At 42.4% G+C, this 18907-nt stretch carries 16 protein-coding genes and 1 rRNA gene; 14 read left to right on the top strand and 3 right to left on the bottom strand.

Features of this window, described 5'->3' with window-relative positions; translation table 11 throughout:
- Positions 1-45 precede the first annotated feature (45 nt).
- From KSP24_RS25365 to KSP24_RS20210, 6 genes are all read left to right on the top strand, one after another.
- Positions 46-141 carry a pyridoxamine 5'-phosphate oxidase family protein gene (locus tag KSP24_RS25365; RefSeq protein WP_249930664.1) on the top strand — a complete coding sequence of 32 codons (96 nt, stop codon included), beginning with the start codon at positions 46-48 and terminating at the stop codon, positions 139-141.
- A gap of 212 nt (positions 142-353) precedes the next feature.
- Positions 354-524: a hypothetical protein gene (locus KSP24_RS20230; RefSeq protein WP_170973129.1), complete on the top strand. Its 171-nt coding sequence runs from the start codon at positions 354-356 to the stop codon at positions 522-524.
- Positions 525-575: 51 nt separating this feature from the next.
- A complete protein-coding gene (locus tag KSP24_RS20225; protein WP_216976416.1) occupies positions 576-1085 on the top strand; it encodes a hypothetical protein in 510 nt (169 codons plus the stop codon).
- A 487-nt stretch (positions 1086-1572) separates the two neighbouring features.
- The gene (locus KSP24_RS20220; RefSeq protein ID WP_216976414.1) at positions 1573-2535 is read left to right on the top strand and encodes an ABC transporter substrate-binding protein; all 963 of its coding nucleotides are present in this window, start codon (positions 1573-1575) and stop codon (positions 2533-2535) included.
- Between the two features lie 158 nt (positions 2536-2693).
- Positions 2694-4361, top strand: a complete 1668-nt coding sequence (locus KSP24_RS20215; protein ID WP_216976412.1) for an AraC family transcriptional regulator — start codon at positions 2694-2696, stop codon at positions 4359-4361.
- 61 nt (positions 4362-4422) lie between these two features.
- Positions 4423-4584, top strand: coding sequence for a hypothetical protein (locus tag KSP24_RS20210; RefSeq protein WP_014599449.1), 162 nt, complete (start codon positions 4423-4425; stop codon positions 4582-4584).
- A 67-nt stretch (positions 4585-4651) separates the two neighbouring features.
- On the opposite strand, the gene KSP24_RS20205 is transcribed toward KSP24_RS20210, so the two are convergent.
- Both KSP24_RS20205 and KSP24_RS20200 read right to left on the bottom strand, forming a co-directional pair.
- On the bottom strand, positions 4652-5626 hold the full coding sequence (locus tag KSP24_RS20205; protein ID WP_216976410.1) for a bile acid:sodium symporter family protein: 975 nt from the start codon (positions 5624-5626) through the stop codon (positions 4652-4654).
- A gap of 84 nt (positions 5627-5710) precedes the next feature.
- Positions 5711-6592: an AraC family transcriptional regulator gene (locus KSP24_RS20200; protein ID WP_216976409.1), complete on the bottom strand. Its 882-nt coding sequence runs from the start codon at positions 6590-6592 to the stop codon at positions 5711-5713.
- Positions 6593-6842: 250 nt separating this feature from the next.
- Here KSP24_RS20200 and KSP24_RS20195 point away from each other — a divergent pair, with 250 nt between their 5' ends.
- Together KSP24_RS20195 and KSP24_RS20190 are read left to right on the top strand one after the other, a co-directional pair.
- On the top strand, positions 6843-8129 hold the full coding sequence (locus KSP24_RS20195; RefSeq protein ID WP_216976407.1) for a cellulase-like family protein: 1287 nt from the start codon (positions 6843-6845) through the stop codon (positions 8127-8129).
- A gap of 78 nt (positions 8130-8207) precedes the next feature.
- Positions 8208-10565: a beta-galactosidase gene (locus KSP24_RS20190; protein ID WP_216976405.1), complete on the top strand. Its 2358-nt coding sequence runs from the start codon at positions 8208-8210 to the stop codon at positions 10563-10565.
- Between the two features lie 111 nt (positions 10566-10676).
- Here KSP24_RS20190 and KSP24_RS20185 read toward each other — a convergent pair whose 3' ends face one another.
- The gene (locus KSP24_RS20185) at positions 10677-11660 is read right to left on the bottom strand and encodes a glycoside hydrolase family 5 protein (protein ID WP_216976403.1); all 984 of its coding nucleotides are present in this window, start codon (positions 11658-11660) and stop codon (positions 10677-10679) included.
- 494 nt (positions 11661-12154) lie between these two features.
- Here KSP24_RS20185 and KSP24_RS20180 point away from each other — a divergent pair, with 494 nt between their 5' ends.
- The 6 genes from KSP24_RS20180 to KSP24_RS20155 all read left to right on the top strand — a co-directional run.
- On the top strand, positions 12155-12718 hold the full coding sequence (locus KSP24_RS20180; RefSeq protein WP_025675578.1) for a 5' nucleotidase, NT5C type: 564 nt from the start codon (positions 12155-12157) through the stop codon (positions 12716-12718).
- A 127-nt stretch (positions 12719-12845) separates the two neighbouring features.
- On the top strand, positions 12846-13640 hold the full coding sequence (locus tag KSP24_RS20175) for a Nif3-like dinuclear metal center hexameric protein (protein ID WP_216976401.1): 795 nt from the start codon (positions 12846-12848) through the stop codon (positions 13638-13640).
- A 78-nt stretch (positions 13641-13718) separates the two neighbouring features.
- Positions 13719-16061 carry a glycoside hydrolase family 2 TIM barrel-domain containing protein gene (locus tag KSP24_RS20170; protein ID WP_216976399.1) on the top strand — a complete coding sequence of 781 codons (2343 nt, stop codon included), beginning with the start codon at positions 13719-13721 and terminating at the stop codon, positions 16059-16061.
- 150 nt (positions 16062-16211) lie between these two features.
- Entirely contained in the window at positions 16212-16877 is a 666-nt protein-coding gene (locus KSP24_RS20165; RefSeq protein WP_216976397.1) for an ArsR/SmtB family transcription factor, read from the top strand.
- A 77-nt stretch (positions 16878-16954) separates the two neighbouring features.
- A complete protein-coding gene (locus KSP24_RS20160; protein WP_216976395.1) occupies positions 16955-18238 on the top strand; it encodes an MFS transporter in 1284 nt (427 codons plus the stop codon).
- 606 nt (positions 18239-18844) lie between these two features.
- Positions 18845-18907: ribosomal RNA gene (locus KSP24_RS20155) — 16S ribosomal RNA — on the top strand; the annotation flags it as partial.

Here is an 18907-nt window from a genome sequence, read left to right as displayed (position 1 = left end):
GATGCCAATGGCTACCCAGATGCGCGCGTATTAATATTGAAAAATGTGGTCAATGATACGTTTTACTTCGCTTCAAGTTCCGAGAGCCGCAAGGGTCAGCAATTGAAACGCAACCCGCAAGCAGCAATAACTTTTTACTGACCAATGCTGGGTAGGCAGATCCGGTTGCAGGGGATGGTCAAGGATAGGGGGGATGAGGCCGGGACTTCCGATTTCTTGCAGCGGTCAGCGGAAGCCCGGGCTGTAGTGCTAACAGGTAATCAGGGTCGGGAGCTTGTAAGGGAGGCTGAATTCTGGCAAGCAGACACTGATAGAAAGCATACCCGGGTTTAGTATTACTGGAGTGAAGGGTAATGGAAACATCGTTAGGGGATGAGCATGGTCTATTCATCGTTGTGCTTAAAGGAAGAGGGTGGTTTTTTTCAAACGGAAAAAAGGCCGTATCTTATCCAGTAGAGGTATGGATCGAAAACATCGGACTGATCACTTTCACATCAGCCGAAGATTTCGTTTTTCATGATTGATCTTTCGAATAGCCCATCTGAATTAGATTTGATTGGAGAGTGAGGACGACTATGAATAACTATATAATATCTTTTACAAAGAAGTTTGATTATTTTTTCGAGCAAAAAGAAATCTCAAATATTATTTATTTACATGATGATGAGGATAATGAGAGATTAGACCATGTCCTTTTCCTTGAGAAAGAGGATGGCAATGTTATAGGCCTGTATATAAGAGGCATGAATCCGTTAATCTCAGTGAATAGAATTTATGATTTGGATGATTTTAATCTATTTGCAAGTTATGAAGGATTGGTTGAATCTAAGGAAAATATTAAACTCAGAATAGAGCATATAGATTTGTTTTTTAGTACTCAATACAACGAATTATTGGGTTTGTATTTGGCTAATAACGGTGCGTCTAGTTCTATATTTATATTATTTTTACAAGATGAAATTTATGTAGAAAAAGATTGTAGTAAATATGAGGCTAGTAAGGCGCTTGAAAAAAGGTTTTCGACTGAAGGTTTTATAACATACGAAAAAAAATGTGAGACTGACTGGAAGAAAATAAACTTCTAACCGAAAAAAATACTTTTTATTTTAATGTATTGCTCCCTTCAGTGGAATTACTCAATAGAAATTATCTTTAAAATAAGATTTTTCGTTTGGGGAACAATTGCAACTACCACCAAAAACTCAGATGATTCTTAAGAGGTTCAATGAATTAGTCGGTGATTTTCAGAGTACGTAGCTTAAGCGAAGGCGAGGGAATGACCTTTTTATTGAACTAACGGGCAGAATAGTTGAACAGCTTCTCAATGTTCTGTGGGGAGGGTTACAAGGCGACCTTATCATTACGAACTATCGCTTGGCTCGTGTACAGAGCTTATGTCCAAAGGCGGGGATGGCTGCTAGTAGTTGGGTTGAGATAATAATACGATCATTGACATTTATCCAAGCAAACTTTTGTTTTTTTTTCATTGTTTCCCCTTTTCACACTACCTATAATAATGCCGTAAATGATAACCATTTTCAATTAATAGAGAGAAGGAAAGGGGCAACAAGTGTGAAGAAACAACGTGGAAAGCAAATTATACTCTGGTTAGGGAGTTTCCTCCTGTTGTTGATAATATCGGCATGCAGTACTTCTAATGCTAATAGCAGCGTGTCTGATAAACAGAAAGAGGAAAGTGAGAAAACTGTTCAATATACAACAATAACAGGTGAACAGGTTGAAATACCTGCAGATCCAAAACGAGTTGTTTATATTGGCCAGACAATTGGTGATTTCTTGGCGATGGATATTCCAATTGTCGGTAATAACCTTCCCCAAGATACTCCTAGTTACTATGAAGGTAGATTTGAAGGAATCGTTGATGTTGGAAATCCTGGTGACTTAGAGACGATTCTGAGTTTAAAACCCGATCTGATTATTAATGGTTATTACAAGGCAGAAGCAGATCATAATGAGGCATTGTCGAAAATTGCTACTACTATCCCCTTTAACCCAGCTCTTCCTTATACAGAACGTGTAAAGGAGATTGGAAATATCTTTGGCAAACAGAAAGAGGCAGCTCAAATGATTGCTAAGTTTAAAGCACAGTCGAAAGAAATGTTTGATAAGTTTCAATTAGCAGACGGGGAGACAGCAACAATTTTCTACCAGTTGGGTAAAACACTTTATGTTATGGGCAATCGTAGTCTGGGTGCTATTATTTATGGGGAAAACGGTTTTGCCGTCCCACCAGCTGTACAGAAGAATATTCTTGATAAAGAAGGCGTGTCTTTCGTTAATATTTCAGAAGAAGTGCTTTCAGAATTTGCTGGTGATCATTTGTTTGTAGTTGTACAAGATGATAGTGAAAGTAAAACAGAAGCTGACCGACTGCTACAAAGACCGATATGGGCAACTTTGCCTGCAGTTCAAAAGGGAAATGTTCATGTTGTTCCCAGTGAATGGAATACAGATAATTTGTTAGCTTTGGAGCAATTGTTTAAACAGATGCCACAATGGATGGACCAACAGTAAGGACTTATTTTGGCACATTCAGTTCTTTATATCGCTAGTTTTCTAAAATAGCACATACTCCAACTATTAAAGCTGAACTATAGTTATAGTTGAAAGCAGGTCATTATATGTTACAATAACGATAATGATTCTCATTTTCAGTTGTTGGAGAGTTGCTTATGAATCTAGCACCCCTGTATATTAGGCTGCAACACTATGATAGGTTTCAAGTTGACCAGGTAATTCCAGCGAACGGCCACAATGAGGGAATGAATGACAATGAAACGAGTTTATGCACATTATTGATAGCACTCAGTCACGGCATACGGCTGTATGTAGACAATATTGCAATCGATCTGCGACAAGGAAGCTGCATTCTGGTTTTGCCTGTACAACGCTACACTATGGAATCAAGTAACAAAGAGGCACAGCTTGCACGCTTTACCTTTGAAACCTTTAAAGTAGAAGGAATGACTTTGAATCCGGTTGCTCATCCACCTTTGCTTTGTGGTTACCCCTATAATCTGTTGATTTCTCAAGTCAATCGAGTATTAGGAAATGAAGCATGGACAAGTAACCAATGTTGTTCCTCTCTATCCACATCAGAAATGGCTATGATGCAAGGTAGACTTCAGCTCATTCTGGGGTTGATGGCTCAGTTCGATGAGCAAGTTTCCCAGTTGCAGAACAATGAAAAGATAAACTTGGTTCAACAAACCGTACAGTATATGGAACAGCATTATGATGAGGACTTAACAGTTGAAAAACTTGCTAACATGGCTGGAATGGTCAGGTGGCAATATAGTCAAAAGTTTAAAATAGTGACCGGCAAAAAGCCAAATGATTATTTGGTCCAATTACGTATAAACCACGCAAAAAGACTTCTGTGTAATTCCACCGAGACATTGGGCAAAATATCTCGACAAATTGGGTTTAAAGATGAATACTATTTCAGCCGGTGCTTTCATAAATTAACTGGACAAACCCCGCGTGAGTATGAGAATATTCATCTTCGTACTGGGCAAAAAACAGTTATCGATTCATTTGGCAGAAAGATTCATATTCCCAAAGATACAACACGTATCGTGACTGATGGCAAATTTACGCTTGGAGAATTACTCGTTTTAGCCATGCCCCCTATAGGAGCGGCCATCTCTATCATGAAAGATAACGTGATTTATCACAATAAGTTGCGAAATATTCATAATATCGGGCATTGGGCAGATCCAGATAAAATTGCACAATTGCAGCCGGAGTTATTATTGCTTAGCTATGTTCATCCTGAACAAGATTTGCAGAAACTAGATGCGATTGCTCCTACTGTTATATTGAACAGTAAGTTTAGACTATTTGAGCGGTTACGGTATATTGCTAAACTAGTTGAACGTAGTAAAGCGGCGGAGAAGTGGATTACCAGATATGAGAACAAAGTAAGATGGGTACGCAGGCAATTAGCAGAGGCTTATGTTGCTGGGGAGACAGCTACTGTTTATCTCAAGTTTGGTGCAAAACTTTATATTATGGGCCAGAGCGGATTGGCTGCCACCTTGTATGAATCTCTTGGCTTTCGTCCTTCTGCCAATGTGATGCACCTAATCGAGCAAGGGCAAGCATGGATAGAAATTCAGCAGCATCAAATGAATCACTATGCGGGAGACCGTAATTTCGTCTTGGCTTCTCGCCAGGAATTGCAAACCGTTGCTCACTGTCCACATATCGCGGCTTTAGCCGATCTAAGTAGCAGTAAGACTCATTTTGTGGATAGTATATGGAATTTTGATGATCCCATTACACGCGGACAGTTGCTAGAGGTGCTACCGTATATTTTTAATAAGAAAATTAAGTGATCAGCGCAGAACCGTGAGTTGAACAAATGTCTTAGAATTATAGCGGGAGCACCGGCGGATTGTGTACCTGCAAATAACTGATGCTGGTGACGAAATGCTAAATAAAGCGCAGGAAGAAGGACGAAAGCTTAGAAGAAAACTATTTGAAAACCTAACCGAAGAAGAAAGAGAGTCCTTATTGTCTGTTTATGAAAAACTAAATAAGGTAATGAGTGAGGATTGATACAGGTAATCATAAAGAAGCCGCCATATTGGCGGCTTTTTTATTGATAATTAGAACCGCTTCGATTTTAAGAAGCAGAGACCGTACTGCGCTTATTCTTAGCGTTGGCGCGGTCGCGACGACTCAGCAGAAATCCGACCAGAGATGCCGTGGACTGCTGGAAAATCATTCCGAGTACAACGGGCAGCGCTACCGGAGCCGGGAAGTAGGTAATGGCAAGCACAGCCCCCGCGCTAATATTGCGCATGCCGCCGTTAAAGACAAGCGCCGTACGGTCTGCATTATTCCACCGCATCAGCCCAGATATGAGGTAACCTATCGCATACCCTGTGGAGGCAAGGATAATGATGGAGACGCATACTCCAACAAGCTTGAGATTAAAATCGACCAGGTAAGGTGCGATGACAGATCCGTTAATCATGACGACAAGAGCCATGGCGAGCTTGGAGAACGGGCCCAGCCGAGGTCCCCACACCTGCTTAATCTTTCCTTTGGTCGATTCGTTCAACACCATGCCAACTAGTGAAGGAACGACAATCATCCAGAACAGGCTCTGCATCATCGCCCAGGTATCAAGCTGCACATTCGCTCCGATCAACAGAGACATGATGCCGGGTACGGCGAACGGGGCCAAAATTGTATCAATAAGAATGATCGCCAAGGTCAGCGCTGTATTGCCTTTGTAGATACTGACCCACACAAAGCTGGAAATGCCGGTAGGGATAGCCGCGCCAAGAATCAGTCCAGTAATCGTATAAGGATCATCATTGAAAGCCAGATGCCCAAGCATCATGGCGAGAAGCGGCATGGCTAGGTGAAGAATAAACAGACAGGCAATCAGCGGACCAGGATGCTTGATCACATGGATAAAATCCTTGAACCCCATACCGATACTGCCCGCGAAGGTCATGAATGCAAACAGCCAGGGAGAAAGCTCGGTATATTGGGACAACGGCGTACCGATGAGGACGCCGATTAGAATGCTGATGGGTGTAATTAGCGGCATAGCTGCATTTAGTCTTCGATTCAACGTTAGGAGCATACAAAACTTCCTTTTTTGAACTTAAGTATAGACCTTGCTCTTTGATCCGTAAATGATCCGTGTAGGGGGAAGATCATCTATGAATTAGCCCTTTAAATTATGTCGGTAATCCAGAGGAGAGCAGCCCATTATTTTTTTGAATAGCCTGGAGAAGTAATAAGGGTCCCTAAAACCAAGTTGTATGCTGATTTCTTTAATAGAAGCATTCGTTAAATCCAAAAGCTGACTGGCCCTCTGAATTTTCATTCTTAAATAGTAATCGACAGGAGAGTAGCCGGTTGATTGCTTGAATATCAAGTTTAAATGCTGCTTGGATACCTGAACATGCCGGCTCAGCTCATCAAGTGAAACGGTAGATTCCAATTGTTCTCCCATATAACGTGTGACCTTATCGACATGGCTCTGGTATATACTGTCTTCCTTGCGAGATGCAACAGATACAACAAAACTTAGCAGATAACGGATGGTTTGCGACACTTGTACCAAATGTATCATGGAGTATGATTTGTTCAGTAAAAGGTCGTAACACTGATGAAATAGCTCCAGCAGTTTGATTTCATCACTGGCGGCCATTGAAATATACATTTTAAACGGCTCAAACAACGCCATAAAATCATCCATTTGATCCCCTTGAAGATGAAACCAGTAAATTGTCCATGAATCTTCATCGTCAGCCCCATAAGCATGCGGCATGTCCCTGGGAATGTACGCAAAGCTCCGCTCTTTCAGGACAATGGTTAGGTTATCCTTGGTCCGTATCCAGCCTTGTCCACTCGCACAGTAAATGAATATATGAGAGTCACAGCCGTGTGTTCTTTCGCGAAAATGATGGCGGGCATGGCTGAAGCAGCCTATATCCGTAATATATAAATTTTTTGTAAGCGGATTTGTTTTTAATTTATTCAGCATGTAGGGTGGAAGGACATATACCTTTTTACGCTCATATTCATCAGCTTTCTTATTCATAATTTATTTATCTCCCAGCCGTAGGCGGCTCTAATGATGAAATACGTATATAGTCCATCATAAACAGTGGATTGTCAATTGTCTGTAATATCGCTTACTTGTAAGCTTTTGTATAAGAGTGACTATGAGGGAGTGATGAGTTGAGCGTGAAGAGAACTGTACAGATTGAACAGGCTGTAGAAGGGCTGCGGAAGGCTAGTGAATTAAAGAGCATTGAACCCTATGGACTGGGGCTGGGAGGAGAGATCACATGAGTAGTCTGATGAGAAATGTACCGCACAAATTGACGATTACGATGTGGGACTTCTCTTGGTACACCATGACCCAGGAGGGGGAGCCCTACAGCGATCTGGAAGCTCGTTTTCAGGAAGCAGTCGAAAGAGGCTACAATACGATCCGAATATGCGCCATGCCCTTCATGTTGTTTACGGCGGATGGCAAACGTACTGGCTCCTTGGAGTTTGCGAGCCTTGGGAAAGTGGGCCAGCGTACGCGCTGGTATAACTGTCGGGGCGGCGCAGTGCTGGATGGGCATGCTCATTTGCTCGAGCTGTTTAGACAGGCGAAGGCACACAACTGTTACATTATATTATCCTCTTGGGAATATCAGCAGAGTCCGACCTTCCTGGCTCATACTGAGCTTAGAGATGAATTAGCTGCGATCCCTCCTAAGGAAAGATTCATGGCCATTGCCAAATCAATGGATCAGTTGATTCGTTTTGTTACAGCAGAAGGCTATAGGGATCGGATTGTCTATACAGAGTTGCATAACGAAGTGGAATTTGGGCAGTTAAACGCTGTCGGAACGTCTGTGGGCATAGCGGAAACGAACATACCAGCGCTTGTTGAAGCAATGCAGCCCTATGTAGAAGAAGCGATTGAATATCTTCGCCAATGCCATCCAGATATGATGATGACAGCCAGCTATACGTTAAATGAAGCCTACCCCAAAGCTTACGTGGCGCGCAATATGCAGGTGGCCCATTTTCATCTTTATATTAAAGGGGTGCTGAATGAGCTTATGGAAGCGGCAGGGCTTGATGATGAGCTGGCTCCGTTCCCCAATCCATTCGTCCAATCCCTATTGAGGGAAGAAGCCCCTCCATTTGCAGAATGGATTCTTCCTCCAGAGCAGAATTGGCGGATGGAAGGCAACCCCGTTGGCATGAGGCTTATTTATTTGCACGACTGGGTAGATCCGGATCAATGGGATTTATTTTTGTACGATCGGTATGGGGATCATAAAATGGCCATGTTGCAGAAGGCCGACTCCCGATTGGAAGAGATTCATGAATGGACCCGTCATTCCGGTATTCCAATTGTCATAGGAGAAGGTTATGTAGGCTATACGCCGCTGTATGCCCAATTTGAAGAAGGTCCAGTTGGTAAATATATAGCCGAATATGTATTGCGAAAAGGAATGGCACTAGGGTTTTGGGGAATGACCCTCTGCTCCAACTGTGCTCCGCATCATCCATTCTGGAATGATATAGCCTGGCAGCGCAAGTGGAACCAATTTATCCTAAATTCAGATTAGAGTTTCTTTCTTAGCCAACCTGTTGTCTCTAAGATAGCCGGTGTCATTCAATATGAATGAGTGAGGGGAGTGAACTTCATGAGAAACTATCGAATTACGGTCCAAGATGATCACAAGCAGATTGTGAAAGGACATCTTAAACTTGGCGGCACCAACCCAAAGGGAGAACAAATCGGATTCACCAACTATTTTATGGAGAAGGATGGAGAGCCTTTTTTCGGGATTTGTGGTGAATTCCATTATACACGCTATGATGAACGCTATTGGGAAGACGAAATTATTAAAATAAAAATGGGTGGCGTCAATATTATTGCTACTTATATCTTTTGGAATCTACATGAAGAAGTTGAAGGTATTTTTAATTGGAGTGGAAACAAAAACCTCCGTCATTTCATTGAGTTGTGCGGCAAACATCAGCTATATGTCATTATCCGGATCGGCCCCTTCAATCATGGCGAAATCCGAAACGGCGGTATACCGGATTGGCTATTCGGCCGCCCATTTGAGGTTCGTTCTAATGATGAGGGGTATCTGTTCTATACAAGAAGAATGTATAACGAAATCGGTATTCAGGTTAAAGGGCTGTTATATAAGGAGGGTGGGCCGATCATCGGCACCCAAATCGAAAACGAGCATCATCATTCCTCTGCTCAGTGGGGATTGACTGTAGGGATTAATGATACGTGGTTAAACTCTGGGAGTGACGGTAATTCACATATGTTAAAGCTTAAAGAAATAGCTTTGGAAGCAGGGATTGATACCCCGATCTATACATGCACAGGCTGGGGAGGAGCGACAACGCCTGTTCCTGATATGCTGCCATTATGGGGCGGGTATGCCTACTGGCCGTGGATCTATTACGAAGAGGGACGTTTGGAGGGGAAGGACGAGCATCCTGCGACACCGGAATACATTTTCCGAGATAAGCATAATAACAAGATTCCGAAGAGCTACAATTTTGAGCCCCTATACGCCCCTGAAGACTATCCGTACGCTTGCTGCGAAATGGGTGGCGGCATGGTTCAGTTTTATAAATACCGGTTTGCATTTCCTTATCGTAGTGTTCCAGCGATGACAGTCATGAAGGTTGCAGAAGGCTGTAACCTGATCGGATACTATATGTATCATGGGGGTTCCAATCCTCGAGGTAAGGTTAACCCGTTCACAAACGATCTGGCTACGCCTAAAATATCCTATGATTTTAATGCCATGATCGGAGAATTTGGTCAGATCAGGGAGTCATACCGAAGAACAAAGCTGCAGCATTATTTTCTTTCAACATTCCAAAAGCAATTCTCTCTGACGAAGACTATACTGCCAGAGGACACGTCCCGAATGGACCCTTATGATGTGGATACCTTACGATATGCGGTGCGCTCCAGTGCCGGGTCGGGCTACCTGTTTCTAAATAATTTCCAGGACCATGTTGAAAATCATGACCTGTACGATTTTAATGTAAGCATCGAGCTGGCTGAGGAAACGATTGTAATCCCTAGTCAAGGTGAACTAACGTTAGGACGTGATAGCTTCGCTATATTGCCATTTAACCTCAATTTGGATGGAATAAAGCTCAAATATGCAACAGCACAACTGATAACAAGGATAGAAGAAGAAGGAGAAATATATTATTTTTTCTTTGTACCGGACGGGATGAAAGGAACGTATGCATTGGAGTCAAAAGATATCATCAGTGCCACAATCGACAAAGGTTCGATAGAACAATTGGATGGGAATACGATCATTCAGATTGCTGAAGAGGAAGAGAGTCTTATCCGCCTGGTATTTGAAAGTGGCTTAAAAGTCGCCATCTACACGATGACTGATGAACAAAGCTTGGAGTTTTGGAAGGTTAACCTGCAAGGTCGGCACAGAGTTATCTTGACGAGTGCCAATTTACTTGTATCCGAAGATGAGATAAGACTGGAATCAACAGATCAGGAGATTGTAGCACTGAGTGTATTCCCGGATTTTGACGACTCAATCACATCTATATCTGGTGGAGAGTTGTTTGCAACAACAGAAAGTGAATTATTTACAACGTATCTGTTAAGGGTTCCTAAGAAAGAAATACAATTTAATCTGAAAAGGGTGAACCATGATAAATTCGTTCTTGATTTCGAAATAAATGCCCTCAATGGGATCAAAGAGGCTCTGTTGCGTATCGATTATACGGGAGACATTGGTTATGCATTTATTGACGGTGAACTGATTCACGATAATTTCTGTAACCACACAACCTGGGAAATAGGTTTGAAATCATTTGAACATCGGCTTATCGAGCGAGGGATGTACGTATACGTTGCTCCAATTCGAAAGGGCAAGGTTCTAAACAGCAATACGACCATGGCTGGCTGGAAAGAGACTGCGGAGGAACGAATCGCGGATATTGGCACGGTCAGCATCGTACCTGTGTATGAAATTAAAATCACCATGTAAATCAGGGAGTGCAAGATCAGAAGCGCTCAGCGAAGAGTTTAGTACAAAGTATTAAAAATAGATAGCTCATGGTCGTTCAACCATGAGCCTTTTTATATTCCTATTGTCTTTTTAGAAGATACCGGCTTTTTTCGATGTTTCTTTGATCCCGTTCGCTCCCTCTACCACGGTGCGACCCCAATCGGTCAGATTGCCGTTAGGCCCTGTCACAAGATCAAGATAATTAAGGTTGGAGCTATTGCCATACCAGGACCAGGCTAACCAGCCTACGCTTTTAGATTGGCCGTATCTCATGATTTCTGTCTCGTCGACGTCTGCTCCCTGATGGTAACCGCCAAATTCACCAATAATCAAAGGGAGCCCTTGATTCAGAACGTTATCAATATTGGTTCGAACCGTTTGAACATCTTTACCAGCAAACTCATACATATGAATGGAGAATACCGTATTCTTCAAAGCATCAGCTGCAAATACAGATTTACCGAAGTCATTGATAGATTGAGGATATTGTCCCCAGCCTGCACAATCGACGATGAGCGTATTTTTGATACCTGCGTTTCTTAGCTTGGGAATCGCTTGCTTATACCCATCTGCCCAACCGCCTCCATTCCAAGAGCCATACCATTCGTTCGCAATGTTCACGATAACCCGATCTTCCTTGCCGATCAGAGCATCTTTTATACTAATCCAGTAATTCACTGCTGCATCTAAAGACGCATAGTCGTCTTTACCTGTAGCGTCATGAACTTCAAGTACAGCAATCATTTTATGGTTGGAGACGAGAGAGATAATATTTTTCACGGAATTAATGTCATCCTTGGTGTACTGGTTTCCGTTAGAAAGGACAATTCGGACTGTATTAGCACCTGTTTTGGCAATTGCTGGGATAGCAGTATAAAGATCGTTTTTGTACCAAGTGTGAGCATGATTGACGCCTCTCATAACGAAAGGCTTGCCTGTAGAGTCATACAGTTTGGTACCGCTTACATAAAATCCTGAAGCAGCTTGCGCCTTGGAGAAGAATCCCCCCAAACCAATCATGATAAGCAGACCAGCGAGTCCAGAGAATAATGCTTTTCTTAACAATGCGTTCACTTTTATTCCTCCCTAAAATATATTATTCAACTTCCTGCTATATAGAGGTGGAGTAGGTATGTAAGTATGTAAATAGCAGTAAGCTAAACACATAATAAAGCGCTTCCATTTTTGAAGGAGTTATTTTTCGTTATTCTATCATTTGTGAATTTGTTATTCAATTGATTTTTTTAATTTATTTTTGTTTTTGGAGTATATCTGTATGGAATTCTTATTAAAGTGTGATTTTTAAAGGTTTTATGATGGATTTTCTCTCTATTATAATGTGTTTTCTTGATTTTTTACGTTGGTAATTTAGTTAAAATATTAAAATAAAACCTAACTGATTTTTATGATTGCTTTGTTTAATATAAACCAACCTAACAATATGTTTGGTTAGCTATCAGGAGTCATCTGAGGAACCGACAGTATAGCCCATGTCAAGCTTCACCCCGGTATTAAATTGTTGTATGATATTCTCGTAATACTTTTACCAGAATAGATAGGGGCGGATGATGAGAAAACCAATCATAGCAGTCGATATGGACGATACGATCTGTCATCTCGTCAAACGGGCTATATACCATAACAATAGTGAATTTCCCACTCATCCGCTTCATTATGAAGACATGTTAGATTGGAACACCGATCATCTACGTCATCCCAAAAGCACACATGATGTATTTTATGGACGACCGGGTTTGTTTGAGGAACTTGAGCTGTATGACGAGTATGTTGTAGAAGAAATGGAGAAGCTTTGCAATGCTTTTGATGTCATTATTGTGACAGCGGCAGAACCAAAAACCGTCGTGGAGAAATGGAATTGGCTTCAGAGGCATATGCCATTCATTCCGATGGAGAATTTTTTCCCATGTAAACGAAAGAATCTGATTAACTATGATCTCCTGATTGATGATGGTCCCCATAATCTAGTGCCTGCGCTGGAGGACGGGAAGAAGGTGCTTTGTATTCCTCATCCATGGAATTTGAGAGCAAGAGAGCAATATGCATTCCCGGTCATGGCATCTTGGCGAGGAGCAAAAGAGCGAATCGACTCCATTTTGGGAGTTCTGAAATAAAAAAATAGATGCATTCGCAAAAACAGCTAGCTCCCTTGGAGCTGGCTGTTTTGCTAGAAATAATAGGCCCCATGATAGAATAAAATGGTACAATTGATACATATTTTTCATGGGGAGGGATACATGTATGATCATGACTATGGGGCAGATGGTGATTCATCTGACAAAGGGAATAGACATACCCAATACGACCGTAGATCTGCTTAACCCAGAGCTTAGGGATACTGAGATTCAAGGAATTGTAACCGCTTTCTGCGCGTCACAATATGTAATAGAACAAGCTATTTCGCTTGGCGCGAATTTTATTATTACGCATGAAGGTATGTATTATAGCCATCACGGTATCCAGGAATGTTTACTACATGATCCTGTCTATTTGCACAAATCTCGCCTGGTCGCCGACTCAGGCCTAGGGATTTATCGTTTTCATGACACCATACACCGTTATCAGCCAGATGGAGTGATGGTTGGACTTCTTCAGGCGCTTGATTGGCATCCTTACGTTGTGAAACAGCAGCCCTCTTCCGCCATTTTGGCTATTCCGGCTATGGAAGTTAAGGAGATCGCTGAATATATGAAAGCCAAACTTCATATTCGTTATGTACGAGTAGCTGGCGAGGTATCCATGCCGTGTGAACGAGTGGGAATCTTAGTCGGATATAGGGGAGGTGGTGAACTAGCCATACCATTATTTCTACATGAAAATGTAGACCTGATCATTGCTGGTGAAGGGCCCGAATGGGAAACACCAGAATATGTGAAAGACGCTGTCTATCAAGGGCAAAATAAAGCACTTATCATGCTGGGACATGCTGAGAGTGAAGCGCCTGGTATGAAGTATCTTGCTGATACACTTTCCCTCCAATTTCCAACGCTCCCCGTCTACTTTGTCGAGGATCGCCCCGTGTTTGAAATATTGTAAGCGAGACCATACCTATGATGATCATCCCAGATTGTTGTTTATATCCGTTCATCTACTTTATGAAATGGAGGCAAGATAATGGGAAGCAGAGTGATTATGCCGCTCAGAACAGATTGGAAATTCGTAGAGGGCAACTACACAGGTGCTGAGAAGACAGATTATAACGATGGGCATTGGCGGGACCTTCATCTCCCTCATGATTGGAGTATTGAAAAATCGTTTGATCCACATATGCCGTATGGCGGCAATCAAGCCTATTTGCCCAGGTGGTCCGTCGGGTGGTACAGAAAGCATTTTAATGTGGAGCCCTCCTCTCCAAAACAGCGCGTATACATACAATTCGATGGCATTCACAGTAATAGTGAGGTTTGGCTCAATGGGCATTTTGTGGGCAAGCGGCCCTATGGATATGTTAGCTTTCAGTATGATTTGACTCCATATATTCGGTGGGATGAGGAGAACGTAATTGCCGTCAAAGTGGACAATACGCTTCTTCCACCTGACAGATGGTATTCAGGGGCCGGTATTTATCGTAATGTCTGGCTGATTTATACGGATTATCTTCACATAACCGAATGGGGCACTTATATTACCACACCTGAAATTTCACCAGATGAAGCCAAGGTGAGTGCCAGAATCCAGGTAAGTAATCATTATGCGCATGCTGTAGAGTGTACGATTATGACTGAAATATTGGATTCACAGGGACAACTAAAAGGGAAAATTGAAAACCGAGTAACCCTTGCAGGCTTAGAATCAGAGGAAATTGAGCAGAAAACACGAGTTTTAGAGCTGGAATTATGGTCACCGGACCATCCAGTGCTCTATGAAGCCCAAACGACGATCTATTGCGACAATACTGAGGTGGATCGTTATCGTACCCCTTTTGGTATAAGAAAAGTGATCCTCGATTCTCAAAAAGGATTATTGTTGAATGGAAGCAGCTTGAAGCTGAAGGGAGTGTGCATTCACCATGATTTAGGCTGCCTGGGAGCTGCTTATCATGATACAGCAATGAAGAGAAGGCTAGAGAAGCTGAAGGAAATGGGCTGTAACTCAATCCGTTTTGCTCATAATCCTATGGCGCCCGAACTATTAGACTTATGTGATCAGATGGGTTTTTTTGTGGTTGATGAGGCTTTTGATAAATGGAAATCTCTCTCCTATGAGCATTTATATGATGAATGGTGGGAAAAGGATCTGGAGGCCATGCTTGTTAGAGACAGGAATCATCCTAGTGTTTTGATGTGGAGTGTTGGTAATGAAGTGGAGAACCAAGGTCAACCGTCCATGCTAAACATGCTGGAGCAACTCGTTGCCTTTTGCCATAAAAAAGACCCAACCCGGCCTGTTACCTGTGCGCTTGAGCCGCATAATACACCAATCAACTTGCGTGATGGTCCGATTGAATCCAAGGTGGAGCATACCAAGCTGCTGGCACAACGAGTGGATGTGCTAGGGCTGAACTATCAGGAACAGTGGTATGAGCACTATAGAGCAGCCATGCCGGATACGCTTATCCTCGGAACAGAGACATTCCCATACTATCGGGGTAAAGATAACCGGGTTAAAGGTTATTTACCCCTGAATCCCTGGTTTGATGTTGCTAATCATGATTATGTGATCGGTCAATTTGTTTGGAGTGGAATAGACTATTTGGGAGAAACAAGCTACCCCTCTAAAGGATGGTCCTCCGGACTGATCGACACATGTGGGTTCCGCAAACCTGTATCTTATCTCCAACAAAGTCTATGGTCTGATCAGCCAGTTGTGCACATAGCCGTATTTAACGATCATATGAAATCGGAATATAATCCCACATGGACAATGCACTGGAAATCGCCGACTATGGAAGATCACTGGACATTTCCTGAATACGCAGGAAAACTGATACGATTGGTTACCTTTACCAATTGTGAGAGCGTAGAATTGATCGTGAACGAGGAATCATACGGTGAGAGAAAGTTGACCGATTACCCTAATCATTTAATCCTATGGGAACTTCCCTATACACTAGGCAAAATCCGAGCTATAGGCCGTAATGGGAATCAGCAAGTTTGTGAGCATGAACTGACCACCGCCGGGCTTCCTTATGCACTAAAATTGGAGGCTGATCGGGCGATTCTCCCTGCTGATGGGCATGAAATATCTCATGTGGAAGTAACCGTTATAGATCAACATGGGATTGTTGTACCCAACCAGGATGTTGATTTGAGCTTTGAACTGCATGGTGATGGTCGTATCCTTGGAATAGACAATGGAGATCTCACCAGTGATGAACCCTACAAGGCGAAAGGGAGACGAACACACAGAGGAAGGTGTCTTGTGATTGTACAATCCGGGAATGTGGCTGGTGAGCTGTTGCTTCAAGCCTCAGCGGATGGGGAGTTACAGGGAGAAGTCAGTCTGATAGTGGAATAAAGGGGAAAATGAATTTTTGCCAGCTCATGCAGCTGGCTTTTTTTGCGTGAAAACTGAATATATTTCAGAATTGACATGAAAAAAAGGAAGATTTATAATTTTATAATTAAAGAAGTTAATTGAATAGTTTAATTAATGGGGTGTTTGATAGTGAACGAACGAGATTTCAAAGATGGTCTTTTCACCGAATACGCACGGATCGGAAAATGCTTGTCCAGCCCGAAAAGGTTGGAAATTCTTGATATTCTCATACAAGGACCCAAATCAGTTGAAGTTCTATCTAAAATGACTTCGATGTCCGTTGCCAATGTTTCTCAGCATCTACAAACTCTATATCAGGCTAAGTTGGTTCAATCCAAAAAGCAGGGAAACTTTGTGTATTATGAACTTTCTGATTCATCTGTTTTGCACTTTTTAAATTCACTGTATGACCTGTCTGAAAAGCAGTTAATTGAAGTTCAGCACATTAAGGAGCAATTTTTGGGTCAATTCTCAGATGTTGAAGGAGTCACAATGGAAGAATTGGCAATGCGGATGGAAAAAGGGGAAGTCACACTTCTTGATGTACGGCCGCGAGATGAATATGAAACTGCGCATATACCGGGAGCTGTTTCCGTTCCAATTGAAGAATTAGCGGAGCAGTTATCCTTGTTGCCAGCCGACTCGAAGATTGTGGCTTATTGCAGAGGCCCGTATTGCTTAATGGCGGTTAGAGCTATTGAATTGTTGCAAGCTCATGGTTTCGAAGCTAGACACTTGGATAAGAGTGTTCACGATTGGAACGACTTTATTCTTAACGAAATGACAGGCTCATGAAGATTGGAATGCTTGTCACTTTTTGATGAAAAACAGATAACTGTTTTGAAGGGAATCAGGGGAGGATGTTAGCCTTAATGAATTTGACGAATGCTTCGCAGAAGAAGCAAGCGCTTATCAATTCCTATGTGGAATCTTCAGATAAGCAAAAAAAACTGTATCGTCGTACGCTTATCACCGTTATTTTCTCTCAAATTTTTGGAGGCGCCGGACTGGCTGCCGGAGTAACCGTGGGTGCGTTATTGGCGCAAGATATGCTGGGTACGGATAAGTTCACGGGGATTCCTACAGCACTATTTACACTTGGATCAGCGGTTGCAGCGCTCCTCGTTGGTCGGTTTTCCCAAAGATTTGGCCGACGGATGGGGTTGGGACTCGGTTTTATTGCAGGGGGAGTTGGGGCGATCGGTGTCGTTGTTGCAGCTCTTATGAATAGTATTACCTTGCTTTTGGTCTCCCTTCTTATTTATGGATCGGGAACGGCTACAAACCTGCAGGCTCGTTATGCCGGTACAGATCTCGCGAATTCAAAGCAGAGAGCAACAGCTGCGAGTATGGCTATGGTCTTTACAACGATCGGAGCGGTAGCCGGTCCCAACTTAGTTAACGTTACGGGAGAGTTTGCGTTATCCATTGGAGTCCCCAGTTTAGCGGGACCTTTTCTTTTAGCGGCTGTAGCCTATACACTAGCAGGCATAATATTATTGCTACTTCTTCATCCAGATCCTTTATTGGTAGCCAAAGCGGTTGCGAATCAGGCGGCACAAGGAAGCCAGTCGTCTTCTGATCTTGAAGCTACTCGTGATGGCAAAAAAGGAATTACTCTTGGCGCTTTAATTATGATAATAACTCAAACTGTCATGGTTGCGATTATGACGATGACTCCCGTACATATGAAGCATCATGGACATGGACTTGGCGAAGTAGGATTAGTCATCGGTTTTCATATTGGCGCTATGTATCTTCCGTCTCTGATTACAGGTATTCTTGTCGATAAGATTGGTCGTATAGCGATGGCGCTGGCTTCGGCTGTAACGTTACTTCTCGCTGGCGTAGTAGCTGCGTTGGCTCCCACTGATTCCATGGTTATGCTTATTGTGGCGCTTTCTCTTTTAGGGATAGGGTGGAATTTTGGACTGATTAGCGGAACCGCTTTGATCGTAGATTCGACGACAACATCTAATCAAGCTAAGGTACAGGGGGCGGTGGATGTACTTATTGCTTTGGCAGGAGCGTCGGGAGGAGCACTGTCTGGGATGATTGTAGCAAATTCAAGCTACTCCATACTTTCTTATGCGGGAGGAATTCTGGCGCTGGCGTTACTTCCTATTATGTTATGGATGCGTCCAAAGAGAGCATAGACTAGAAAAAAACGACCTTATGGTCGTTTTTTTGTGTGTTTATTTAACTGTCAGGGGGGAGGAGTTTGCATGAAACCGAATAGAGAAGTCCTAATTTCAAATTTGCACCGGTCCTTATCCTGAAACTAAACGATTTCATTGCTCTTAGCATCAACCAAACTAGGTCAGGTCTGGCGATCTATCTTGATGCCCAAAAACACAATAGGTATAAACCGAAATGCTATCGTTATATATAATTAATTGTATAATTTACCTGTGGTAATTAGCAAAGCTAAATGGTATATTATTTGAGCTGACAACAAAACAGCCGTTTCGAAAGAGAATCCACAGGGTGAAATGATCTTCAGAAAAAAAGAAGAAAATAACCCTTGCATTTTTGAAATGAACATGGTATGATCTTATAGCTGCTGAAAAACGCAGCGAAAAAGAATTTGATCTTTGAAAACTGAACAACGAGTGAGTACGGATTTTGTTTACAAAATCCAACGTTGAAATTTTGGTACATGCCATCTGGCTGTATGAAATGGAAACGAAAATGAGATATTTTATCTCGTCAGTTTCAAAATGAGCTAATCGCTCTTTCTATAAACCGACTTCGGTTGGTCTTTAATGGAGAGTTTGATCCTGGCTCAGGACGAACGCTGGCGGCGTGCCTAATACATGCAAGTC

Source organism: Paenibacillus sp. AK121 (assembly GCF_019042715.1).
Lineage (GTDB): Bacteria > Bacillota > Bacilli > Paenibacillales > Paenibacillaceae > Paenibacillus > Paenibacillus polymyxa_C.
The sequence above is the reverse complement of the archived record's forward strand: the minus strand, read 5'-3'. Positions and strand labels throughout refer to the sequence as shown.